Source organism: Clostridium sp. LS3 (assembly GCF_055330225.1).
The window spans coordinates 2,244,351-2,268,044 of sequence record NZ_CM143921.1 but is presented as its reverse complement, the minus strand read 5'-3'; the positions used below and the strand labels follow the sequence as shown (position 1 = coordinate 2,268,044).

Annotated in this window: 25 protein-coding genes and 1 pseudogene; 25 read left to right on the top strand and 1 reads right to left on the bottom strand. The window is 27.2% G+C overall.

Annotated elements, in window-relative coordinates:
* Positions 1-114: 114 nt before the first annotated feature.
* The 16 genes from nusB to ACZJV1_RS10460 all read left to right on the top strand — a co-directional run bounded on the left by nusB (position 115) and on the right by ACZJV1_RS10460 (position 15,616).
* Entirely contained in the window at positions 115-519 is a 405-nt protein-coding gene (gene nusB, locus ACZJV1_RS10535) for a transcription antitermination factor NusB (protein WP_460287345.1), read from the top strand.
* 23 nt (positions 520-542) lie between these two features.
* On the top strand, positions 543-1,391 hold the full coding sequence (locus tag ACZJV1_RS10530; RefSeq protein ID WP_463650093.1) for a tetrahydrofolate dehydrogenase/cyclohydrolase catalytic domain-containing protein: 849 nt from the start codon (positions 543-545) through the stop codon (positions 1,389-1,391).
* Positions 1,381-2,580: an exodeoxyribonuclease VII large subunit gene (gene xseA / locus ACZJV1_RS10525; RefSeq protein WP_411167917.1), complete on the top strand. Its 1,200-nt coding sequence runs from the start codon at positions 1,381-1,383 to the stop codon at positions 2,578-2,580. The genes ACZJV1_RS10530 and xseA overlap by 11 nt, the downstream gene beginning before the upstream one ends.
* 15 nt (positions 2,581-2,595) lie before the next feature.
* Positions 2,596-2,808: an exodeoxyribonuclease VII small subunit gene (gene xseB / locus ACZJV1_RS10520; RefSeq protein WP_411167916.1), complete on the top strand. Its 213-nt coding sequence runs from the start codon at positions 2,596-2,598 to the stop codon at positions 2,806-2,808.
* Positions 2,801-3,676, top strand: a complete 876-nt coding sequence (locus ACZJV1_RS10515; RefSeq protein WP_460287341.1) for a polyprenyl synthetase family protein — start codon at positions 2,801-2,803, stop codon at positions 3,674-3,676. Before xseB ends, ACZJV1_RS10515 begins: the two co-directional genes overlap by 8 nt.
* 19 nt (positions 3,677-3,695) lie before the next feature.
* A complete protein-coding gene (gene dxs, locus ACZJV1_RS10510) occupies positions 3,696-5,552 on the top strand; it encodes a 1-deoxy-D-xylulose-5-phosphate synthase (protein WP_460287340.1) in 1,857 nt (618 codons plus the stop codon).
* A gap of 14 nt (positions 5,553-5,566) precedes the next feature.
* Complete coding sequence (locus tag ACZJV1_RS10505; RefSeq protein WP_463650092.1) at positions 5,567-6,376, top strand: TlyA family RNA methyltransferase; 810 nt, start codon at positions 5,567-5,569, stop codon at positions 6,374-6,376.
* A gap of 105 nt (positions 6,377-6,481) precedes the next feature.
* Positions 6,482-7,333 carry an NAD(+)/NADH kinase gene (locus ACZJV1_RS10500; RefSeq protein WP_463650091.1) on the top strand — a complete coding sequence of 284 codons (852 nt, stop codon included), beginning with the start codon at positions 6,482-6,484 and terminating at the stop codon, positions 7,331-7,333.
* 1 nt (position 7,334) lies between these two features.
* The gene (locus tag ACZJV1_RS10495; protein WP_411167911.1) at positions 7,335-7,784 is read left to right on the top strand and encodes an arginine repressor; all 450 of its coding nucleotides are present in this window, start codon (positions 7,335-7,337) and stop codon (positions 7,782-7,784) included.
* Positions 7,785-7,802: 18 nt separating this feature from the next.
* Positions 7,803-9,503 carry a DNA repair protein RecN gene (gene recN / locus ACZJV1_RS10490; protein ID WP_460287334.1) on the top strand — a complete coding sequence of 567 codons (1,701 nt, stop codon included), beginning with the start codon at positions 7,803-7,805 and terminating at the stop codon, positions 9,501-9,503.
* Between the two features lie 181 nt (positions 9,504-9,684).
* Positions 9,685-10,875 carry a SpoIVB peptidase gene (spoIVB, locus tag ACZJV1_RS10485; protein WP_460287332.1) on the top strand — a complete coding sequence of 397 codons (1,191 nt, stop codon included), beginning with the start codon at positions 9,685-9,687 and terminating at the stop codon, positions 10,873-10,875.
* A gap of 340 nt (positions 10,876-11,215) precedes the next feature.
* Complete coding sequence (gene spo0A, locus ACZJV1_RS10480; protein ID WP_460287331.1) at positions 11,216-12,022, top strand: sporulation transcription factor Spo0A; 807 nt, start codon at positions 11,216-11,218, stop codon at positions 12,020-12,022.
* Positions 12,023-12,194: 172 nt separating this feature from the next.
* The gene (locus ACZJV1_RS10475; RefSeq protein ID WP_463650090.1) at positions 12,195-13,205 is read left to right on the top strand and encodes a tyrosine-type recombinase/integrase; all 1,011 of its coding nucleotides are present in this window, start codon (positions 12,195-12,197) and stop codon (positions 13,203-13,205) included.
* Between the two features lie 932 nt (positions 13,206-14,137).
* Positions 14,138-14,320: a hypothetical protein gene (locus ACZJV1_RS10470; protein ID WP_463650089.1), complete on the top strand. Its 183-nt coding sequence runs from the start codon at positions 14,138-14,140 to the stop codon at positions 14,318-14,320.
* On the top strand, positions 14,310-15,239 hold the full coding sequence (locus ACZJV1_RS10465) for a hypothetical protein (RefSeq protein ID WP_463650088.1): 930 nt from the start codon (positions 14,310-14,312) through the stop codon (positions 15,237-15,239). The genes ACZJV1_RS10470 and ACZJV1_RS10465 overlap by 11 nt, the downstream gene beginning before the upstream one ends.
* A gap of 134 nt (positions 15,240-15,373) precedes the next feature.
* Positions 15,374-15,616, top strand: a complete 243-nt coding sequence (locus ACZJV1_RS10460; RefSeq protein ID WP_463650087.1) for a hypothetical protein — start codon at positions 15,374-15,376, stop codon at positions 15,614-15,616.
* Positions 15,617-16,158: 542 nt separating this feature from the next.
* Here ACZJV1_RS10460 and ACZJV1_RS10455 read toward each other — a convergent pair.
* Complete coding sequence (locus tag ACZJV1_RS10455; protein WP_463650086.1) at positions 16,159-16,302, bottom strand: hypothetical protein; 144 nt, start codon at positions 16,300-16,302, stop codon at positions 16,159-16,161.
* A gap of 1,525 nt (positions 16,303-17,827) precedes the next feature.
* Here ACZJV1_RS10455 and ACZJV1_RS10450 point away from each other — a divergent pair.
* From ACZJV1_RS10450 to ACZJV1_RS10410, 9 genes and pseudogenes are all read left to right on the top strand, one after another.
* The gene (locus ACZJV1_RS10450) at positions 17,828-18,070 is read left to right on the top strand and encodes a hypothetical protein (RefSeq protein WP_463650085.1); all 243 of its coding nucleotides are present in this window, start codon (positions 17,828-17,830) and stop codon (positions 18,068-18,070) included.
* Between the two features lie 29 nt (positions 18,071-18,099).
* Complete coding sequence (locus ACZJV1_RS10445; protein WP_463650084.1) at positions 18,100-18,810, top strand: hypothetical protein; 711 nt, start codon at positions 18,100-18,102, stop codon at positions 18,808-18,810.
* Positions 18,811-18,980: 170 nt separating this feature from the next.
* Entirely contained in the window at positions 18,981-19,514 is a 534-nt protein-coding gene (locus tag ACZJV1_RS10440; protein ID WP_463650083.1) for a hypothetical protein, read from the top strand.
* Positions 19,515-19,727: 213 nt separating this feature from the next.
* Positions 19,728-20,036, top strand: coding sequence for a hypothetical protein (locus tag ACZJV1_RS10435; protein WP_463650082.1), 309 nt, complete (start codon positions 19,728-19,730; stop codon positions 20,034-20,036).
* Between the two features lie 277 nt (positions 20,037-20,313).
* A complete protein-coding gene (locus tag ACZJV1_RS10430; RefSeq protein WP_463650081.1) occupies positions 20,314-20,436 on the top strand; it encodes a hypothetical protein in 123 nt (40 codons plus the stop codon).
* 311 nt (positions 20,437-20,747) lie between these two features.
* A complete protein-coding gene (locus tag ACZJV1_RS10425; protein WP_463650080.1) occupies positions 20,748-21,413 on the top strand; it encodes a recombinase family protein in 666 nt (221 codons plus the stop codon).
* A gap of 56 nt (positions 21,414-21,469) precedes the next feature.
* Positions 21,470-22,414: a hypothetical protein gene (locus ACZJV1_RS10420; protein ID WP_463650079.1), complete on the top strand. Its 945-nt coding sequence runs from the start codon at positions 21,470-21,472 to the stop codon at positions 22,412-22,414.
* 214 nt (positions 22,415-22,628) lie between these two features.
* Positions 22,629-22,766: pseudogene (locus tag ACZJV1_RS10415) on the top strand (sporulation initiation factor Spo0A C-terminal domain-containing protein); the annotation flags it as partial.
* A gap of 207 nt (positions 22,767-22,973) precedes the next feature.
* The gene (locus ACZJV1_RS10410) at positions 22,974-23,492 is read left to right on the top strand and encodes an NUDIX hydrolase (protein ID WP_463650078.1); all 519 of its coding nucleotides are present in this window, start codon (positions 22,974-22,976) and stop codon (positions 23,490-23,492) included.
* Positions 23,493-23,694: the final 202 nt, after the last annotated feature.

The following is a 23,694-nucleotide window of genomic DNA, read 5'->3' as shown; positions in this document are numbered from 1 at the left end:
GATTTTTCAGAGGGTGTTTTCCTTGTGCTTTAAATAATTTTGTTGTAGTATATTTATGATTAGAAAGTTTTAGAAGGTTAATAATAATAGTATTAGAATACTTAGGAGGATAAAATGAATAGAAAAAAATCTAGAGAAATAGCTATGGAGTTACTTTTTGGTATGACTTTAAGTAAAAATACATTAGAGGAAACTATTGAAACATTTATTGAAGATTATGAAATGAATTTAAAAACTATAGATTTAGAATATATAAGAGGGATTTTAGCTAAGGTTGAAGAAAATATTAATGTAATAGATAAAAAGATAGAAGAAGCATTAACAAACTGGAAATTAGATAGAGTTTCAAAAGTGAATATTTCAATACTTAGATTAGCAATTGGAGAAATGCTTTATTTAGATGATGTTCCAGAGAAAGTTGCTATAAATGAAGCAATTGAATTAACAAAGAAGTATTCAGATGAAAAAAGTGTTTCATTTGTAAATGGAGTTTTAGATAAAGCCTTTAAAACTTTATAAAATTAGTTAAGGGGGAATTACTAATGGGGCAAATTATAAATGGTAGAGAAATTGCAAATAATATAAAAGAAGAAATAAAAGAATACATATTAAAAAGAAAAGAAATAGGTTTAAGAGCACCTAAAATAGTATCAATATTAGTAGGAAATGATGGAGGTTCTATTTATTATATAAATAACCAAGAAAAGCTTGCCCTTTCATTAGGATGCAACTTCCAAAAGCTATTACTAGATGAGGAAGTTTTAGAAGATGAATTAATAAGAAAAATAGAATTATTAAACTCTGATAATGATGTTGATGGAATAATACTTCAATTACCACTTCCAAAAGCGTTAAATGAGAAAAGAGTAACTAATTCTATTTCCCCTGAAAAAGACATAGATTGTTTAACATATATTAATCAAGGAAAATTATATTGCAATGAAAAAGTATTTTTACCATGTACACCTAGTTCTATAATGACATTATTAGAAAAATCTAAAGTTGATTTAGAGGGTAAAAATGTGGTAGTAATAGGACGAAGCAATATAGTAGGAAAACCAGTAGCTCAATTACTTTTAAATAAAAATGCTACAGTTACAATTTGTCATTCTAGAACAAAAAATTTAAAAGAAGTATGTAAAAATGCAGATATAATTGTAGTTGCAATAGGTAAACCTAAATTTTTAACGGAAGAGTTTGTAAATAATAATTCTATAATAATTGATGTAGGAACATCCTCTTTAAATGGAAAAATTACTGGAGATGTAGATTTTGACAAAGTTATTGATAGAGTGCAAATGATAACACCAGTGCCAGGTGGTGTTGGAGCTTTAACAACAACATTACTTATAAAAAATGCATGTGAGGCGTTAGATAAAAATGAAAATTAAAACTTTAACTGTTAGTGAACTTAATAATTATATAAAAAAAACACTAGATAATGATTTTATATTAAATAATCTTTTAGTTAAAGGAGAAATATCTAATTTAAAATACCATAGTAGCGGACATATTTATTTTTCTTTAAAAGATTCTATAAGCAAAATAAATTGTGTTATGTTTAAAAGCAATAAAGCTGAACTTGATTTTAAGTTAGAAGAAGGAATGGAAGTTATAGCTAATGGAAGATGCTCAATTTATCAAGGAACAGGTTCTCTTCAGTTTTATATTGATAAGTTGCAGAAGGAAGGTATTGGTGAACTTCATATAAAGTTTGAAAAACTTAAGCAAAAGCTTTTAGAAGAGGGATATTTCGATGAAAGGTATAAAAAAGAAATACCTAATATGCCAACAAGGATAGGAGTTGTAACATCTGAAACAGGAGCAGTAATAAGAGATATAATAAATGTATCAAGAAGAAGAAGCAGCTTAGTTGATATAGTATTATACCCAGCATTAGTTCAAGGTGAGAATGCTTATATTACAATAATAGATGGAATAAAATTCTTTAATCAAAATAAAAGTGTTGATGTTATAATTATCGGTAGAGGCGGGGGATCCATAGAGGAGCTATGGAATTTTAATGAAGAGAAATTAGCAAAGGCAATATTTAATTCTAAAATTCCAATAATTTCTGCAGTTGGACACGAGGTTGATTATACAATATCTGATTTTGTAAGTGATTTTAGAGCCTCGACTCCATCACAAGCAGCTGAAATAGCTGTTCCATTAGAAAGCGAAATCTTAAGTAAAATAGATGACTATAAAAAAAGAATAAATGAAATATCTTTTACTAAGTTAAATTATGAAAAGGAAAAGATAATAAACTATAAAAAAATACTATCATTAAATAGTCCTGAGGTAGTATTATCAAATTCATATTTAGAGTTAGATAGAATACAAGACAGAATGAAAAGCATATTAAATAATAAAATAGAAAAAGAAAAATTAAGAATAAAGTCTTTAAATGATATTTTAGAAGCTCACAATCCCATTAATGTATTGAAAAAGGGATATACAATTATTGAAGATAATAACAGCAATGTAATTTCATCTAAAGAAAAAATTAAGGATTTAAATGAGTTTAATATAATATTTAAAGATGGAAAAGTAAAAGGAAAAATTCTTTCCATAGATTAAGGAGTTGATGAATTTATGGCGAAAAAAGAATCTTATGAAGATATGGTTAAGAGCTTACAAGATGTTTTGAATAATATGGAAAATAATGAGCTTCCTCTAGAGGAATTGATGAAAGAATATGAAAATGGTGTTAAGATTGTTAATAAATTATATAAGACTTTAAATTCTTTAGAAGGAAAATTAATAACAATAAAAGAAAATATGGAAGTGGAGCTAAAGAATGAGTAGTAAGGTAGAAATTAATAGAAATTTTATTAATGATTATTTAAGTATATATTTTAATAACAAAGGAAGTTATAATAAAATTATATATGATTCAGCAAGTTATAGTTTAAATATAGGAGGTAAAAGAATAAGACCTATATTATTTTTATTAACTTATGGATTATATAAAGAAAATTATAAAGACGTAATAGAAATGGCTTCAGCAATAGAAATGATTCATACTTATTCTCTAATTCATGATGATTTACCTTGTATGGATAACGATGACTTAAGAAGGGGAATGCCAACTAATCACAAAAAGTTCGGAGAAGATATTGCCGTATTAGCAGGAGATATGTTATTAAATGAAGCAATGAGTTTAATGATGAAATTTTCTATAAAGTATGGCGAAAGGGCTTTACTAGCTTCAAGAGAAATAGCAGAAGCAGCCGGCCCAGAAGGAATGATAGGTGGCCAAATTGTAGATATTATAAATGAAGGAAAAGATATATCTAAACAAGAACTTCTTTATATGCATAGTAAAAAAACTGGGGAATTAATAAGAGCATCTATTGTAGCTGCTGGTATAATTGCAGAAGCTTCAAAAAATGATTTAGAAATTTTAAATGAGTTTGGAATAAAACTTGGTTTAGCATTTCAAATTAAAGATGATATTTTAGATATAATAGGTGATGTTTCAAAGCTTGGAAAAAATACTAAAAGTGATGAAAATAATAATAAATCTAATTTTATATCTATATTTGGTTTAGAATATTGTGAAAGAGAATGTGAAACATTAACTAAAGAGTGCATTCAATTGTTGAAAGGCCTTTCTGTAGAATCTATAGATTTAGAAGAAATAACTTTAGAGTTATTGAATAGGGAATTTTAACAGAAGGAAAGGTTTGATTATGGGTAAAATATTAGATAAGATTACTTCTCCAGAAGAAGTTAAGAAGTTATCAAATGTTGAACTAGAAGTATTAGCTGGAGAAGTTAGAGAATTTTTAATAGATAGTGTTTCTAAAACGGGGGGACATTTAGCTTCTAATTTAGGAGTAGTAGATTTAACTATAAGCTTATTTAAAAGCTTTAATTTAGAAAATGACAAGATAGTTTGGGATGTTGGGCATCAAAGCTATGTTCATAAAATATTAACTGGAAGAAAAGATAGATTTGACACTTTAAGAAAACATAATGGATTAAGTGGATTTCCAAAAAGATGTGAAAGTAAATATGATACATTTGATACAGGTCATAGTAGCACCTCTATTTCAGCAGCTTTAGGAATGGCAAGAGCTAGAGATATTAAAAAAGAGAATAATGAAGTTATCGCTGTAATTGGCGATGGAGCTTTAACAGGTGGAATGGCTTTAGAGGCATTAAATGATGTAGGATTTAATAAAACTAAAATGATTATAATATTAAATGATAACCAAATGTCTATAGCGGATAATGTTGGAGGGTTATCAACTCATCTAAGTAATTTAAGGATGGAACCCAAATATAATAAACTAAAATCTAACGTAAATGCAACGTTAAACAATTCAAGAGCTGGAAAAAAATTAGCAAGCTGTATATCAAGGTTTAAAGATAGTATTAAGCAATTTGTTGTACCATCAATGATTTTTGAAGAGATGGGTTTAAAATATATAGGACCTATAGATGGACATGATATAGAGACGATGACTGAGGTATTAGAAAAAGCAAAGAAAATTGATGAACCTGTTATAATACATGTAGTAACAAGTAAAGGAAAAGGCTATGAGCTTGCAGAGAAAAACCCAAATAAGTTTCATGGAGTTAATCCATTTGATTTAGAAAGTGGTGAAGCGTATATTCCGAGTGAAAAAACTTATTCCAAAGCTTTTGGTGATGCAATTATAGATTTAGCAAAGAATGATGATAGAATAGTAGCAATAACAGCTGCTATGCCAGATGGTACAGGACTTAAAAACTTTGCAAAAGAATTTCCAGATAGATTTTTTGATGTAGGAATTGCAGAGGCACATGCAACAACACTTGCTGCAGGTCTAGCAAGTGCAAACATGAGACCTGTTTTTGCAGTGTACTCTACCTTTTTACAAAGAGCTTTTGATCAATTAATTCATGATGTATGTATACAAAATATGCCAGTTGTATTTGCAATAGATAGAGCTGGTTTAGTAGGGGAAGATGGTGAAACTCATCAAGGAATACTTGATTTATCTTATTTAACACAAGTTCCTAATATGACAGTATTAGCTCCAAAGCATTTAGATGAAGTAAAGGTCATGTTAAATTGGGCTCTTACACAAGATGGACCTGTAGCTTTAAGATATCCAAGAGGAGCAGATTGTTGTAAAGAAATGAAGCCACTAACAGAAATTAAATACGGAAAATGGGAAAAAGTTATAAGTGGAGAAAAGATAGCTATAATAGCAGTAGGAAAAATGCTTCAACATGTATTACTGGCAAGAGAAGTTTTATTAGCTAATGGTATAAATCCAACTATAATAAATGCAACATTTGTAAAACCATTAGATACTGATATGTTAAAAGAGTTAGTGGAAGAAGGCTATGATATAGTTACTATAGAAGACAACATAACTAATGGAGGATTTGGTAGCTATGTTTTAATGGAGTTATCAGAATTATTATTTAAAAATAAATTTAAGGCACTAGGATTTAAGGATAAATTTGTATCACAGGGTGATGTAAATTTATTATATAAAGAAAATAAATTAGATCCAGAAGGAATAGCAGAATCTATTATAGAACTTAAATAATAAAGGAGATAAAGATGTCTGGAAAGAAAGAGAGACTGGATATACTATTAGTAGATAAAGGTATATTTACATCAAGAGAAAGAGCTAAAGCAAGCATAATGGCAGGAAAAATATTTGTAGAGGGTAGAAGAGTTGATAAGGCTGGAGAAAAGGTTAGTATTGACTCAGAGATAATCTTTAAAGGGGAAGAAATACCTTACGTAAGTAGAGGTGGATTAAAGCTTGAAAAAGCTATAAAGGAATTTGGCGTTAATTTAGAAGATAAAGTATGTATGGATATAGGGGCATCTACAGGAGGCTTTACAGACTGTATGCTACAAAATAACGCAAAAAAGGTGTTTTCTATAGATGTTGGCTATGGTCAATTTGCTTGGAAGTTAAGAACAGATCCTAGAGTTGTATGTATGGAGCGAACTAATATTAGATATGTAACCCCAGAAGACATAGGTGAGAAGGTAGATTTTGCATCTATAGACGTTTCATTTATTTCATTAAAGAAAATAATGCCTGCAACCATTAACTTATTAAATGATAAAGGTGAAGTTGTAGCTTTAATAAAACCTCAATTTGAGGCTGGCAAAGAAAAAGTAGGGAAAAAAGGTGTAGTAAGAGATATAAATGTTCATAAAGAAGTAGTTCTAGGTATAGCTGAATTTTTAATTAATAAAAATTTAAATATTCTTTCTATAGGTTACTCTCCTATTAAGGGGCCAGAAGGAAATATTGAATACTTAGTTTATTTTACTAAAGATATAAATAAAGAGTCTACATTTTCTCTAGAAGACATAGATAATATAGTAAATGATTCTCATCAGTTATTATAAAAATTTATCATATAAATTTAATTTAAGACTTCAAGTTTTATCTTGAAGTCTTAAGTAGAATTTATATGATTTACTATTTGTTAAGAGGAGCATATAGGGGGTATTATGAAGAAAGTTGCTATTGCAATAAATCCATCTAAAGATAAGAATAATGAGATAGCCATGGAAGTTAAGAAAAAGCTTTATAAGTATTTTAATAACTTAGAAATAATTATGTTAGATAGTTATGATATAATAAATTATAAGTTTAAGGAATTGCTTGATCTTATAATCGTATTAGGTGGAGATGGGACAATATTAAGCGTTGCTAGAGGAATAAATGGGAAATTGAATGTACCTATTTTAGGAATCAATATTGGAAATTTAGGCTTTTTATCAAGCATAGAAGTTTCTGAAATGGATAAAGCTTTTATAAAACTAAAAGAAGGGAATTATATTTCTCAAAAGAGAATGCTTTTAACATGCGATTTACCTTTAGAAGGCATAAAAAATGAATCATTAGCCCTAAATGATATAGTTGTAGCAAGAGGAACATTATCAAGAATGGTAAAGTTTCAAATATTTATAGATGGTAAAAGATATTATAACTTCAAAGGTGATGGATTAATTATCGCAACACCTACTGGATCAACTGCATATTCATTTTCAGCTGGAGGTCCATTTATTTATCCAGATGTAGATGTAATTACATTGACTCCAATATGTCCTCATCCAAAGGGGATGCAAACTATTGTTTTAAATAGTAGTAGTGAAATTGAAGTTAAAGCAGAAAATGAAGATGAAGAAGTATATATAACTTTTGATGGTCAAAAAGCAATAAAAACAACAAATCAAACTATAATAAAGATAAAAAAAGCAAAAGAATATGCAAACATAGTTTTGTTTGATGATTATGATTATTTTAAAGTACTACGGGCAAAAATTCTAAATAACTGGAAAGAATGTGAAGGTGATTAATTTGAAATCAAAGAGGCATAACAAAATCTTAGAGATAATTAGTGAAAAGGATATAGAAACACAAGAGGAACTTGCAGAAGAGCTTAAAATGGCTGGATTTGACGTAACTCAAGCAACTGTATCTAGAGATATTAAAATACTAAAGCTAATAAAGATGCAAGGTGCTTCAGGAAATTATAGATATGTTGCATCATCGAAAGAATCAAAGGATATAAATGATAAATTATCTAGCATATTATCTAATGCTGCTGTATCGGTTGAAAATGTAGATAAGTTTGTTGTTGTAAAGACACTTACTGGATCTGCTATGGCAGTTGCTGAAGCAATAGATACACTATTTGACACAGAAGTTGCAGGAACAATTGCTGGAGATAATACAATATTTATATTAGTAAGAAGTTTAGATAAAGCTGAAGAATTAGTAGATAAAGTTAGAAAAATGATTTTGTAAAATTAAAGGTGATATAATATGTTATTGCAATTAAATATAAAAAATTTCGCTTTAATTCAAGATTTATCAGTTGAATTTAAAGAAGGGTTTAATATCTTGTCAGGAGAAACAGGAGCTGGTAAATCTATACTTATAGACACTATAGATTATGTTCTAGGCGGAAAGTTCTCAAAAGATTTAATAAGATATGGTGAATGTAAAACTGTTGTAGAAGCAATATTTTCAATAGAAAATGAGGAAATTTTAGATGTTTTAAAGGAATTAGATATTGAAGATGAAGATATACTAATAATTTCAAGAGAAACAACTTTATCAGGTAAAAGTATAATAAAAGTAAATGGAAAATCAGTAGTACTTTCATATTTAAAGAAAATAAGAGAAAAGTTATTAGATATACATGGACAGCATCAAAATCAAAATCTATTAAATAGGGCATTCCATATTTATTATTTAGATGAATTTATAGGAGAAGAATTAAAGCCGTATCTAGATAAATTTGATGAGTTAAGAAAAGAGCAAAATATAATTTTAGAAAAAATAAAAGAATTAAATGGTAATGCAGATAGAGACAAACTCACAGATTATATAAAGTTTCAAATAGAAGATATAGAAAAAGCAAAGCTGAAAATTGGAGAAGAAGAAACTTTAAACGAGGAATTCAATCTCTTATCTAATGCTGAAAAAATATCACTAGCTTTAGGTAAAACTTATTCAATACTAGATAGTCCAATTGAAGGTATTTCAGTTATAGAAGGTTTATCAAAAGCTGTTAATGAGCTATCTTTAGTTGAAAATCATTTTGAAAAATTAAAAGATAAAAGAGAAAGAATAGAAGAGGCATTATACGCTTTAGAAGAAGTATCTAGAGAAGTAAGAGATTTATCATCTGAAATTTATTATGATGAGTTTGAACTTGAAAAAATAAACTCTAGAATATATGAGATTAGCTTATATAAGAAAAAATATGGAGAATCTGTTGAAGAAATTTTAAACTATTTAGAAAAATTAAAAATTCAATATGAAGAGTTAATTAATTCAGAAGAGATAATTAAAGAATTAAATTTAAAACAAGAAAATATAGAAACTTTAATGAGAGAAATATCAGAACAAATGCATATTATTAGAGAAAAAAATGCAGTTAATCTTGAAGAAAAAATAAAATATGAATTATCATATATAGGAATGGAAAAATCAAAAATTAAAATACTAATAGAAAAAAATGAATCCTTTAATTCAAGAGGGTTTGATGAAGTTATTTTTCTTATATCAACAAACCCAGGAGAACCTTTAAAACCCTTAGAAAAGGTTCTTTCAGGAGGCGAACTTTCAAGAATTATGCTAGCTCTTAAATGTGTATTTGTTGATAAGGATAAAATACCTACATTAATATTCGATGAAATTGATACAGGTATAAGTGGGACTATAGCAAAAAGAGTTGGAGAAAAAATGTATGAAGTTTCTACTAAACATCAAGTTTTATGTATAACACATTTACCTCAAATTGCAGCACTTTCTGATTGTCATTATTTTGTATCAAAAAAAGTTGAAAATGAAAAAACATTTACACAAATTAGAACTTTGGATAAATATGATAAAATTAAAGAAATTGCAAAGATGACCAGCGGAGATGAAGTAAGTGATGTTACTTTAGAAAATGCTTCAGAAATGGTAGCATTTGCAGAATTAAAAAAACAAGAAATATTAAAAACTTATTCTTAAATCACATACATAAGTATATAAAAAATGAACACACTAAAATCATGGTTATTTACCATGATTTTATTTTTTTATATTTTTAAAGTTATATATTTAAAATTTTTAACGCTTTTAACAAACTTAATACAGCATATATGATTAAGGATGAGGGCAAGTTAAATACAGAAGCAAAGGAGGAGATAGTATGAGAATGAAAAAATTAAAATATTTAGGTATAATAATAACTCCAATGTTGATTCTGGGTTTACTTACGTTCCTTAGTTTAAATAGTATTCCAGAAAGAATATATATAAATGAAGCTGTTCCAACTTCAGATATATTACTATCAAAGAATATATTGGTTAAAAATGGTGAGATAAACAAGGATAAGCTTGAAGTAAAATTTTTAGGATTGATTCCTATAAAGTCAGTAGCAGTTTCTAAAGTGAATGATTTAGAATTATATCCAGGAGGAACAAGTGTAGGAATAAAGTTATCAACTAAGGGTGTGTTAGTAGTAGGTCATTCTGATATAGATTCTATAGAAGGAAAGGTTGAGAGCCCTGCCAAAGCTTCAGGAATAGAATTAGGAGATGTTATTACAAAGATAAATGGTGAAGAAATAGAAAGCTCTAAAGATTTATCTAAAAAAATAAAAAATCTTACAAACTCCAAAGTAAGTGTAGATTATCTTAGAAATAATAGTACTCAAAGTAAGGAAATCGATTTGGGAAAGGAAGATAATGAGTATAAGTTAGGACTTTGGGTAAGAGATTCAACAGCAGGTATAGGAACATTAACATTTTATGATAAAAATAGTTCTATATTTGGTGCTTTAGGTCATCCAATAACAGATGGCGATACTAATAAACCTTTTACAATTAGAAATGGTGATTTATTGAATTCTTCTGTAATAAGTGTCAGAAAAGGAGAAAAAGGTTCTCCAGGAGAATTAAAGGGACTATTTGTTAATGAAAAGGAAAGCTTAGCAAAGATAGAAAAAAATACAGAATCCGGAATATTTGGAGAGGCAAGCAAAGAGCTAATTAATAAAACCTTCTGTAAACCACTTAAAGTAGGATTTAGAAATGAAATAAAAGAAGGAGAAGCTAAAATAATAACTACTATAGATGAAAATGGACCTAAAATGTATGATGTAGAAATAATAAAGTTATTGCCTCAAGAAGAGCCTGGACCTAAAAGCATGATTATTAAAGTAACAGATGAAGAGCTTTTAGCAAAAACAGGAGGAATAGTTCAGGGAATGAGCGGAAGTCCTATTATTCAAAATAATAAGATAGTTGGTGCAGTAACACACGTATTAATTAATAAACCCGATGTAGGTTATGGAATATACATTGAATGGATGCTAAAAGATGCAGGAGTTATAGAATAGCAAGAATATATACTATTATTTTAGACTGCTGATAAAATATCAGTAGTCTCTATTTTTATATATAATTATGATAAAATTTTATAATTATAAATTATGTAATCATAGGGATGTTATAAGAGAAGAAATAAATTTTACCATAAAATTTTGAAAAAATTGTAAAAAAACTATTGAAATTAAATAAATTGTGTTATAATGATATTAAATAAATCTTGTATAAGATTCTTTTTTTATGTTATGTCTATATATAATATTTATAGATGAATTTTAAAAATGAATGAAGAATAAGTTTATGATTAACTTAAGGTGATTGGAGTATTTTGGGAAAATGGGGGAGAAAAGTATGAACGATTCAAAAATTTCAGTTTTAATAGCTGATGACAACAAGGAGTTTTGTAGTATCTTAAATGATTATTTATTAAATCAGAGAGATATAGTAGTTACTGCTGTTGCTAAGGATGGAAGGGAAGCCTTGGCTCTTATTGAGGAAAAAAATCCAGATTTAGTAGTTTTGGATATTATTATGCCTCACTTAGATGGACTAGGAGTATTAGAAAGGCTTAATTCTATGAATTTAGAAAAAATGCCTAGAATAATAGTTTTATCAGCAGTAGGTCAAGATAAAATTACTCAAAGAGCTATAACATTAGGTGCAGATTATTATGTAGTTAAACCTTTTGATATGGATGTTTTTACAAAGAGAATAAGAGAAATGTTTAGTGGATCTTCTAATGAAATTGTTAGAAAACAATCTACTGTAGTTGAGACAGAAGTAAAACAACAACCAAAGGGACCTATTGATTTAGAAACAGAAATAACTAATATTATACATGAAATTGGTGTACCTGCTCATATAAAGGGATATATGTATTTAAGAGAAGCAATTACAATGGTTGTTAACGATATGGAATTATTGTCTGCTGTAACAAAGGAATTGTATCCGTCTATAGCTAAAAAGTACAATACTACAGCCTCTAGAGTTGAAAGAGCTATAAGACATGCAATAGAAGTAGCTTGGGGAAGAGGTCAAGTTGATGCTATAAATAAGTTATTTGGATATACAATCCACAATGAAAAAGGTAAGCCAACAAATAGTGAATTTATAGCTATAATAGCTGATAAGCTGAGGTTGAAAAACAAGGTAAGCTAAGAGCAGAAGAAAGTCAGTAAAATGGCTGTTGAACAAGTAATTTGAAAAAGTCAAATCTATGTTGTTTATAGCAACAAAGTGATTTTTATACCAATAAATAAATATTAAATAAGTAGATAGAACACTTTCTATCAGTTGGGTTTATTCCATACTGTTTAGGAGGTGTTTTTTTATGCCTAAAATTCTTAAATCTAAAAGAAATTTTAATTTTTATATTGAAGATTTTATGGAGTATTGCAAATTAAAAGGATTAAGTAAAAAGACAATGAAATCTTATGAAGCTTCTTTGATGTTATTTTCAAAATACATAGAAGATGAATTTCAGTTGTCAAGAATTGAAGAAATAAAAGGTAATCATACAAGTGAATATGTTAAATTTACAAAAGAAAGGGGGAAATATTCTTATGTTTCTGATGATAAGACAATTTTACTAAACAATCCAACTATAAGAAAAGATTTTGGTAAAGCTGTATCACCAGCAACAATTAATAACTATATAAGAAATCTAAAAGTATTTTTTACATGGGCTGTAGATAACAAAATAATAAAGTCCAGCCCAATGGCTAAGATTCAGTTTATTAAGGTTAAAAGAAAACCAAAAGACAATATATCAGATTCTGATTTTACAACATTAATTAAGTCAATTGATGTTACAAAATACTTTGAATATAGGGATTATGTTGTAATTCAAATGATTATGGATACAGGTATGAGATTAGGAGAAACATTGTCATTAATAGTTGATGATGTTGATTTAGATAGAAGGGCTGTCTTAATTCCATCTGATATAACAAAAAGCAAAAAAGAAAGATATGTGTTTTTTAGTAATACAATGGCTGGAATATTAAGAAGGTGGCTTCAATTTAAAGATAGATATATAGATAATGATTCATTGATGTTTCCTACAACTAGAGGAACAAAATTAGGGATTCCACACTTTGAAAGAAATTTTAGAATTTACAAAGAAAGAGCTGGATTATCTCAAAATATTACACCACATTCATTAAGAAATAACTTTGCTAAAAGATGTTTAATGTCAGGAATGGACATATATACATTGTCAAGAATACTTGGACATAGTTCAGTTACTGTAACAGAAAAAGCATATTTAGATTTAACAGTAACAGATATAAGAAAGAATTATCAAAGGTTTAGTCCTTTGGAAAATATGCAAAGAAAATAAAAGAACAGGTGGCTAGACCTGTTCAAGCTGAAATAGTTTAGCACACACAAATTAAAAATTAATATTGTATAACTATCTCTTGAACTAATTATATTTCAAAATAAATAGACTTTCAAGGGCTTAGTTTCCTATTGTAAAAAATAGGTTACTTGTAAAAGCAATAGAGCAAGTGTAAATAAGTCTATAGGTCAGTTGTGCCAATGCAAAAAGACAACTATCACATGAAGCAAGTGAATTATTATCTTTGTTAGATTCCTTGGAAGGTGTTTATGTGTTGTAAGGAGGTGCTTTCCTATACCCTTTAAATAAAGTGCAGGAGGTTATTTGGTGATATAGTTATCAGGTAAACATAGTCAATCATGTTGGACAAGTAAGTCATGGAAAAAGGCTATGTGTAGAAATACAGTAATAACAAAGATTTTGAAAGATGAAGGGACAAATATACTTCATATTAAATTCAATAATTACTTTACTTATGACATATTATTTTTTTATATGTTGTAGGTAAAATAATTTTATATTGAATCAGCTAACAAAAACCTTCATATTAAGAATTTAGCACTAGAAGTCAAGTAGTTACTTAATTAAAGATAAGAAAGAAAAAAATTAAAGGGGTGTTAGTATGTATCATGGAAAAGCCAAAGAAGAAAAAACTATTCAATAATGTTGCTTTTATAAAGTTTTTTGATGTGATTGAAATTTTAAGATAAACTAAAATATTTTATACAGATAGATTGGATTGTTTTGAAGCAATTTAGCTTTTTTATTTATGTTTGTTTCAACTTTTTAATTTGACAATTTATTTTAAAAATATCTTTCAAAAGTTAGTAATTATTTAAAAAAAGCTGTCACAATATCAATTTGTTTTTGTATTTAATTACTTGAATTGGCTGGGCTGATTCAGACATTAAAGAAAGAAAGGAATTGATATTGTGTTTACATTTGAACAATTAAGCAAGGGATTCAATATTTCAATGAAAGCAATTAACACCCTGAAACTTAAAAATAATAAGCCTGTTTTTATTGATATTTACAGGGTAGCAATAACAAACAAGTTAGAAAAGTTTACTTTTAAATTAAACTTTTTAAAGGGGATGGCTGAATATGTGGAATAATCCAACTAAAACTAATTTATTATATGGTGTTGATGCTGATGGGGTTGCAATACCCTTTGAAGAAGTAAAAACATCTATAAGGATTGAAATATTAGAGGAATTAAAAGAAGGTAAAAGGATTTCAGATAAACAAAGTGAAGCATATAAAAAGATTAAAAGTAAAGAAACTTTTAAAATGTTAGTTGATGATGCTTTAGGGGGCTTTGTATTCTCACATTATGAAGAAGTATTAAATATAATTGTAGATGATAAAGGATTATTTGATGGGGCTTTAGCTTTTAGATTTATATATTTAACCACCTTTATGGACTATGATAATAAATTAAGGTTTGGGGCTTCTTACAGGCTTAAAGATAGGGGTTATATGATGGAAAAGGATCTAAAAGAAGTTTTAGGGCTTTCAAAAAAACAGGTTTGGGAATTTAAGAATAAGGCAATTAATTTAGGACTGTTGACTATAAGTGAAGATAACACCTTAACTATAAATATAAAATACTGTCATAAAGGAGCAATTAAAAACAGTTTAAAAGGTGATTCAATAAGGATATTTGAAGAAGGCATACAACAGTTATATAGAAATAGTTTGCCTAAAGAACATAAAAGGCTGGGAATGTTTATTAAATTAATTCCATATTTGAATAAACAGCATAATATTTTATGTTTTAATATTGAAGAAGAAAAACCATTAAATATATTACCTTTAAGTATTCAAGATATTTGTAATGTAGTTGCTCATGCTGTTAAAAATGCAAGAAGGTTGGAAGGTGAATTACTTAAAATTACTGTTGGTGGTCAGCCTTTAATGATGAAGCACAGCAAATTTAATTCTATGATATATTCAATCAATCCCAAATTGTTCTATAAAGGGGATAACATAGAATCATTACAAGCATTAATAAACTTATTCTATATAAAATAAAGAACTTGATTTTTAACCATGCTGGGGCTTTTGCTTCAGCTTTTTTATTTGTAAGATTTGTTGGAAAAACTTGCACTTCTAAACTATACTAGAGATAAGAATTAATATAAATTAATGTAAAGTGTGGTGATTTTTTGTTACATGATTCAGATGGATTTTTTGATAAATTTCCAAAGGAAATAGAAGAAAATAAATTTGTTTTAATAGAGAATAAGGGGACAATTGCAGAAAGATTATTACTTGCCTATGATTCAGAAATTGAAGCTTATAGGACATTAAAAAAGGCTTCAAGTAAATGTAAGGTAGTAAAAGCAAATGTTATCTATATAAATTTAGAAGGATTAAAAGTTTTATATGGGTATGAAGAAATACAATAAAATAAAGTTATTTATACAAGTAAGGTTGAATTGTTATTAAGTACAGTTCAGCCTTTTTTTGTTTATAGAAATGTTGCATTTGTCTTCATTTTAGAAACCTTTACCAAAAAAAACTCCTCATTTCAGAAACTATACTTTGGGGCTATTACTGGGATAAGGGCTTACTTGCATTATTAGTATATGTACCACTTAAAAAGATTAGCTAATATTAAACAAAATAACAGTTATAAAAAAGGACTAATTTATCTATCATGTAACATTCTTAAAAGGAGGTAATGTTATATGCAAGAAATTATTTTTATTTGTACTGTTATTAATACTGTAATAAACATATATAAATTATTTAAAAAGTAGTATAGCCCCATTAGGGGCTGGGGCTTTGCCCCACAACATAAATAAACTACTAATATTAATAATTGATTTTGTTATATAAACAAGGATAAAAATATATATAGCATATTTAATAAAAGTAGTGCCTGAAGGGATTACCCCTGAAGGCTGGGCTTTAGCCCAAAATAATAGTTTATAAAGATTTAAGGGCTTTATATTACAGTAATAACAACAGTAAATATAATAAATACTATTGTTGTTGCTCCTGATAAAGCTATTAATTTATTTAGTTCTATTTTACTTGATTTTTTAGTATTCATTTTAAATAAATTAGTTTGTTTTAATATTTTATACACTTCATTTATACCCCCTACTATAATATTTAAATTTTAATTATTGCCTTATTACTTGTTATTTAGTCCACTTTTTAGACAAGGAGTTGATAGGGGAACTTTTCTTTATTCTTGGTCTTGTTTAATTCCAAAGTTTATTTACAGCAATAAAACTATTAAAAGTAAATTTGCTGGGCTTAATTGCTCCAGCTTTTTTATTTTGGGGTATAGTCCAGTTTTTACCCTAGTATATTTAATTTTGGGTTAATGGTGTTCTAATAGTAGCTTAATGTTTAAAAATTTTTATTTTATCCTGTATTTTAGCTGGGATTAATTGTTGTCATATTGGTTTTATTGCTGGATTATTACTGTTCTAGTGGGCTTTAACTGTTATAAAAACATTAAGAAAATGGCAACTAAATGCAACACTAAAAATAAGCCTCCTTCATTCTGTTGCATTTACTCCCTTTTTAATTCCTATATTATTAATGGCTTCTATCCCTGTATTTTCAATGGGTGGGGGTGTTTTAAAAGTGTGGCTATATGTTTTTAAATGGGGTGATACTTTATGCAACCAATGGGGCTATGTTGCATTTAATAGGGGCTGTGGTCTTTATAGCTGGGGTATATATTGCAATATATAACAGTATATAAAGGCTTGTTTAAAAATTCTTATTTATTGTATAGAAAACCATGGTTTTTTAAATGGTTATTTCTATACTATTTCATGGGCTTTTTAAACACTTTCTAAACACCTTTCTATAACATGGCTTTTAATTGCTTATATCTGAATCAATAACAAGAATGATTTATTAATATTATGCCTGATGCTAAAACCTTTTTAATGTTGTTTGAATAAATCAATATAACAGCATATAAAAACCATATAAGAAGCCCAACAGCTGAAGTAATAACAATTATATTGGCTTCTGAATGGCTTTGATAGTGTTTGTATATAAAATATATTAATCATTTTATAACTGTTTATATAAGCTTCTGAAGTGAATTAATAATATTTACTTTATTCTTTTATGTTCTAATTTTTCACTTTATATTTTGTTGCTGATGGGGGCATATGGTGGGGCTAGCCCTTAGCTTTCATAGGTCAAGTGTTCAGAAAACTTTTATTTCAAATTTTATATTTAGTACACTTTCTGCACCTCAACAGTAAAAAGATTAATATAAAATTAAAAAAATATAGTCACAATGTTATTCCAATCTTTAATTAATATCATATAAAGACATTGCTTACTGTTATTCTATGGGGGCTACAATCTTACCCTACAAATTTTAATATTGATATTAAGGAATAATTTTAAATGCTCTTATTCCTTGATGTGAGTATTAAAAAGGTTATAAAGCTAAGATTTGAAATGATATATAATCACAGCTTTATAAATTTTAATACTTAAATATGTTTTAGAATTATTTATTAATAGTCTAAAATGTGAAAATATGTATTCATTAAAAGAAAAATAAGGAGTTTAAAGTCTTCTTCTTTTTTCTATTCTGTTTTATGTTGATCTATTTAAAAAGGGGGGGGAATTACATGTTAAATATAACACATTTATTAGTTAGGTCTATTTGTACTTACAAAGGTTGGTCTAGTGTAGATTTTTATAATAATATGGGGCTTGATAAACACTATACATTGTCATATTTTTATAAGATTCTAAAGGGATTAAAACCTTTAAGCAATGATTTTAAAATAGTGCTAAACAATAAAATTAATGAGGTTCTTACAACACAAGAATTAATAAAAGTAATTAAGATTCAGGAATATTTAAAATAAAAAAGTATAAGAAAGGTGGAATTTATATTATGGAAAATATATATATTAAAAACCCTGTTGTTATCAAAGAGGTTGAACAAAACTTTGAGGTTTTAGAAAAATTTAAAGCTGGTAAAGAACAAGTAAAAGAAATTAATAACAGCTTAATTAATGAAATTCAAAAAGAAGAAGCCACAATAAAAGAAGCTGAAGGGCTTTTGAATGCTCTTGTTAAAGAAAAGGAAGATTTACAAACTTTAATAACTAGGGGTAATGGGGGGCTTACTGTTAAGTTATTAGATACTCAAAGAAAGATAAATAAACAGCAAAAAGAAATTATAGAAGCTAAAGAAAGATTAGAAGAAGTAAAGGGGCTTCAAGATGAACAAATAAAACATTTAGAAGGTTCTTTATATAATGAATTTATAGAAAATAGGGAATTAAGAAATGAATTTATCAGTAATGCTGAAGCCCTACAACTTCAATATTACAGCCTGTTATATGGGGCTTTTGAAGTGGCTAACTCCTTAAAAGATTTAGAAAAAACATACTATAATACTGTTGACCATTCCTTTTCCCATGCTTACCCATACAAGGGTTTTACTGATTTATTTAATTATTTACCCTTTGTAAATGAAGTAAAAAACAATTTTCCACATCCTGATAGACATCATAATGGTTATAGTGTTGAGAATGTAACAAGATTTACAAAGAAATTTGATAACATAGAAGATAATAAAGACTTTACTTTATATAAATAAATATCTATTCCTTTTCCTTTATGCTGGGGTATCTGTGGGGGCTGTTGCTCCTGTGGTCACTTCAGCATCTTTTTTATTTTTATAAAGATACAATAAAATACATTTATTCTGATTAATGTAAACTGTATGATATAATTATAAATAAAGATACTTGCAAGGGGGAAAAATGTTTGTTAAATAAGGATAAAGGTAAAGAATATCAAAAAAATTTAATTGATTTAAGTAAGGAGGAGGTATGGGTATCCTTTAATAATTGTTTTGAGGATTTGGGGGTATGTCTAGGAATGGAAAAATTACAAAATGTTATTAGCTATGTATTGGAATTAGAAGAAGAAAAAATATATTATGGATTAATAAGAATAGATAAGAGGGTGATAAAGAGCCTATATAATAAAATTGAGAAATGTAGATATGGATATAATGAAATTGAATCTTATATTAAATATGCAGAAGAACAATATAGAATTGATAAAAATTTAAGTGAAAATTGTGTTTTTACTTTAGCTCTTCCTAATAATAATATGGTAATTACTTTAGAAGAATTAATAACCTTTTACAAATTGTTGATAGGGTTAGAAAAGGATTATAGTAATGTAATTGAAGTAACAAGATGTTTTTATTCAATGAAATCATATTTTAGTATTATAAGAAATTTAAAAGAGAATTTAGAAGAAAGGTTAATTTATAAATTTATATTTAATTGATAAATGCTATATACATACCAAATTATTAAACTTTATAAACAATTGATATTAGAAAAAAAATTAGATGATAATATAATAAAAGTAATAAATAGATTTCTTCAGGAGCATTGGCAATAATAAAGCCTGTGTTTCTTATTTTTTTGAAATTTAATGTCACAATGAAAATTCACTTCTTAATAAATCTCATGAAGATATTATTAGGAGGAATCAAAAATGGTTAATATAGAACACATTGAATTAAGAAATATAATTGAAGGTAGAAGTAAAGGTCATGAACAATTTATTTTAGAAGTTTTAAGATGTTGGAATTACATGGTTTTAGATGAATTTGAAGATGATATAAAATATATTAATGTTGAAAAATTTATGGTGAATAAATATGTAATTAATAATATTATTTTAGCTTTAGATAGAAATGGATTTGAAAACTTTTTAGAAGCATGGGGTTCAAATAGTAAGAGAAGATATTATGCAGAAATATGCCATATTTATATTAAAGAATATTTGGAATGTATTGCATAGATATTGGGATAATGATAAAAATATAAAAAATTGATATAAGGTTGTAATTGTCCTATTGTCATTAAAGGAAATAAAGTTGGGTATGCTTATATAAATACTTGCAACACTGTCCTTATTTTGATTATAGGGCATATTTTTATTTTAGATTTATATATAAGTGTGACACATTGGGGAATAACTGTAACATATTAAGGAATATAAGTGTAACATGTTGTGGAATTAAAAATGATATGAATAGATAAGTGACACACTTTATTAATGTTTCAAAAGCATGGTTTTGAACAGCTTAACAGAAGAACCTTTAAAGCTTGATTCTTTGGTTGCTATTGAAACAGATTTAGAAACAATTTTATATTTCAGTAAGGATGTTTCAAAATGTATAGAAATAGGGACAGTTTAAAAAGATGCTAGAAAGTGGCATTCTTCTGCTGTAATCAACTGTTTCTATTTGTGTATAAATATATTTAGATATGTTTTAAAATATAATTGACATTTAGAAACAAAATTAATATAATAAAGTTACAAAATTAATCATATGAACAACAGTAAATATTTACTTTAATTTGTTTTCTTATTTGTTCATGAATTATACATGAAAATAGAGACACCACACATATGGGGGTGGAGGGGCAGATGCTACACCAACAAGCAAGGTTGTAATATCTATCACATATTTTTAAATCTATATAGGAAAAGAAAGGAAATGGACTTATGAAATTAACAGGAAAAAAGTTTGGCTATGCTAGATGTTCAAGTGATAGCCAAGATTATAAATATCAAATAGATGAATTAAAGAAACAAGGGATCAATGAAGCTTTAATATTTGCTGATAAGGAATCAGGGAAGGATTTCAATAGAACAGAATACCAAAGGGTAAAAGCAATCCTTGGGGAAGGTGATGAACTGTATATTACTGCTCTTGATAGATTTGGCAGAAATGCTGTTGAAATGGAACAGGAATATAAAGAACTACAGGGGAAGGGTGTTGTTCTTAGAATTTTAGACTTTACACCTTCAATGATGGATTTTAAATCAGGTGATGAAGTTTCAGAAATGGTATTTAAGATGATGTCAGAAATGATGTTTAAAATGATGTCTTATATGGCTGACATTGAAAGAAAGAAAATTAAGAAGAAGCAAAGGCAAGGAATTGATTCAATGCCTATTGATGAACTAACAGGGAAAAGAATATCAAGCAAAACAGGAAAGGCTTATGGTAGACCAGCAAGACAGTTTCCTGAAAATTGGGAAGTGGCTTATGATGATTGGAAAGTTGGTAAGGTAACAGCAACAGCAACTATGGGAATGTTAGGAGTTAAGAGAAATACTTTTTATAGATTGGTTAAGGATTATGAAAGTATAAGGGAAAACAAATAAACAATACATAATAATCAAAAGATGGTATAATAAGTATGGTGGTATAGGGGAATATTATGGAGGTGAATAATATAAAAGTATCTGAATATTTAGAAGATTCTAGCCCTAATTATATTGATATAATGATGGGAGAAGGAATTGATGAACTAAGATTTGTAGATATGTATACAATAATTCATACTAATTCACTTAAAGATGGATTTGAATTTAAAGATAGGGTTATTGAAAAAATAAGAACATATTTTGAAGAAGTATTAAAGGCTGTAAGAGATAAAGATGATAGTAAGTTAAACTATCTATCAAAACATATACATGAAGCAAAATATACATGTCTTGGATATTCTGTTTCAGGTCCTGGAAAAGGATTTGGAGAAGATAAGTTCAAATTTTTAGTATCATCAATGAAAAAAAGTGAAGCATTTAAAACAGGATTAATAGAAGATGTTTTAGATGTTGAACTATATGTTAGTAATATAGGTGTAGATATCATATCAGACCTATTAACTAATTTGATTCAGGATGTATTATCTGAATATACATTTGAGAAAGTAAATAGTTTAGCTATGGCAGACAAAATAAGAAATATAAAAACACATTATTGGAATGAAGAAAAAAGAGCATGGGAAATAAAAGACCTTCCTATGTTAATGTATTCTTATGGTATAGGTGAAAAAGAGTACTTATATTTATTAGTGCCAGATGGATTCACTGCTAATGAAGGGCAAAAGGAAAAAATCTTAAAAAAAATATTTGATGATTGCATATATGGATTATATACAACAAAAATATTGGCAGATGAAGATAAGTATAGTGGCTATATAAAGGAAGAAAAGAGTGGCAAGAAAGTTACTAAGAAAAAGGTAGCCAAGCTTATAAATGATGAAATGGGTGAAGGTTCAGCATATGAAGGCAATCATTATATTACAAGTAAGGGGTTGCTTGATTTAATTGTTCAATATCCTAAAATCAAGGAATTTATTAATAGTTCAATAAAGAAGTAAAGAAAATTAGCCCCTATATCACTATATAATTTTCTTAAAAAGAATAGTTCTTATAATTGCAATTTGTTGTTTTATAATGTATATTAAATATAGCAACAAATAATAACAGGAAAAACCAACTAAGAAAGTCAGTTAAAATGCTGATTTGATATTAATTTGATTGGTCAAATACTGTTGTTCAACATAAAATAAAACTGTCTTAAACCTAGGCTATGCTTGGGGTAGAGGTCAAGTTGATGCAATAAATAAGTTATTTGGATACACTATACACAATGAAAAAGGTAAGCCAACTAATAGTGAATTTATTGCCATAATTGCTGATAAGTTAAGACTTAAGAATAAAGTAAGTTAATTGTATAAATATAATTAATAAGCAAAATATTTTATGTTTATTTAATAAAAAAAAATTATAAATCCTACTCTAATTAAGTTTAAAGTAGGATTTTTATTTTATTTAATAGAGATTTAATTTTTATGTTATTAAAGATTATGTATAGATGTAAATGTAAAATAATAGTGTATAATAAAATAGTATAAATAAATTAGGAGGAAATATTTTATGGAGTTAGATGAAAAAATATTAAGTGATAAGTTAATTCATAAAGGAAACTTTATAGATTTTGTAAACATAGATGTTACTTTACCTAATGGTAAAAATACTAATAGAGATGTTATTAAGCATCCTGGAGCATCTGCAATTATAGCATTTTTAGATGAGGAGAATATAATTTTAGTAGAACAATTTAGATTGCCATTAAACAAAGTTTTATTAGAAATCCCAGCAGGAAAGCTTGATAAAAATGAAGATCCTATGGAATGTGCCAAAAGAGAACTTCAAGAAGAAACAGGTTATATTGCAAAGGATATAGAATATTTAGGATCTATTGCAACAGCACCTGGTTTTTGTGATGAAATTATACACTTATATAAAGCGTGGAATTTAGTAAAAGGTCAAAAAAATGAAGATGAAGATGAATTTACAAATGTTAAAATATTAAATATAAAAGATGTAAAAAGTATGATAAAAAATGGTGATATAATAGACGGAAAGACGATAAGTGTTTTTTCATACTTATAAAATTTATTAAGTTCAAATACAAAAAGATACAAGGTCGTAGTTAGGGCACTGAAAAACAAAAGTTTTTCAGTGCTATTTTTAATTCCTTCATTGTATGTCCACTTTTTTATTTAAATTTTTTAATAAAAAAGGTTTTACATATATTCAATTATGAATAATGATGGAAGTTTAAACATATTATGTTCTATAGCAACTATGAAGG

Coding starts and splice junctions, on each gene's coding strand:
- nusB (WP_460287345.1), top strand. CDS start 115: ATGAATAGAAAAAAATCTAGAGAAATAGCTATGGAGTTACTTTTTGGT.
- ACZJV1_RS10530 (WP_463650093.1), top strand. CDS start 543: ATGGGGCAAATTATAAATGGTAGAGAAATTGCAAATAATATAAAAGAA.
- xseA (WP_411167917.1), top strand. CDS start 1,381: ATGAAAATTAAAACTTTAACTGTTAGTGAACTTAATAATTATATAAAA.
- xseB (WP_411167916.1), top strand. CDS start 2,596: ATGGCGAAAAAAGAATCTTATGAAGATATGGTTAAGAGCTTACAAGAT.
- ACZJV1_RS10515 (WP_460287341.1), top strand. CDS start 2,801: ATGAGTAGTAAGGTAGAAATTAATAGAAATTTTATTAATGATTATTTA.
- dxs (WP_460287340.1), top strand. CDS start 3,696: ATGGGTAAAATATTAGATAAGATTACTTCTCCAGAAGAAGTTAAGAAG.
- ACZJV1_RS10505 (WP_463650092.1), top strand. CDS start 5,567: ATGTCTGGAAAGAAAGAGAGACTGGATATACTATTAGTAGATAAAGGT.
- ACZJV1_RS10500 (WP_463650091.1), top strand. CDS start 6,482: ATGAAGAAAGTTGCTATTGCAATAAATCCATCTAAAGATAAGAATAAT.
- recN (WP_460287334.1), top strand. CDS start 7,803: ATGTTATTGCAATTAAATATAAAAAATTTCGCTTTAATTCAAGATTTA.
- spoIVB (WP_460287332.1), top strand. CDS start 9,685: ATGAGAATGAAAAAATTAAAATATTTAGGTATAATAATAACTCCAATG.
- spo0A (WP_460287331.1), top strand. CDS start 11,216: ATGAACGATTCAAAAATTTCAGTTTTAATAGCTGATGACAACAAGGAG.
- ACZJV1_RS10475 (WP_463650090.1), top strand. CDS start 12,195: ATGCCTAAAATTCTTAAATCTAAAAGAAATTTTAATTTTTATATTGAA.
- ACZJV1_RS10465 (WP_463650088.1), top strand. CDS start 14,310: ATGTGGAATAATCCAACTAAAACTAATTTATTATATGGTGTTGATGCT.
- ACZJV1_RS10450 (WP_463650085.1), top strand. CDS start 17,828: ATGTTAAATATAACACATTTATTAGTTAGGTCTATTTGTACTTACAAA.
- ACZJV1_RS10445 (WP_463650084.1), top strand. CDS start 18,100: ATGGAAAATATATATATTAAAAACCCTGTTGTTATCAAAGAGGTTGAA.
- ACZJV1_RS10435 (WP_463650082.1), top strand. CDS start 19,728: ATGGTTAATATAGAACACATTGAATTAAGAAATATAATTGAAGGTAGA.
- ACZJV1_RS10425 (WP_463650080.1), top strand. CDS start 20,748: ATGAAATTAACAGGAAAAAAGTTTGGCTATGCTAGATGTTCAAGTGAT.
- ACZJV1_RS10420 (WP_463650079.1), top strand. CDS start 21,470: ATGGAGGTGAATAATATAAAAGTATCTGAATATTTAGAAGATTCTAGC.
- ACZJV1_RS10410 (WP_463650078.1), top strand. CDS start 22,974: ATGGAGTTAGATGAAAAAATATTAAGTGATAAGTTAATTCATAAAGGA.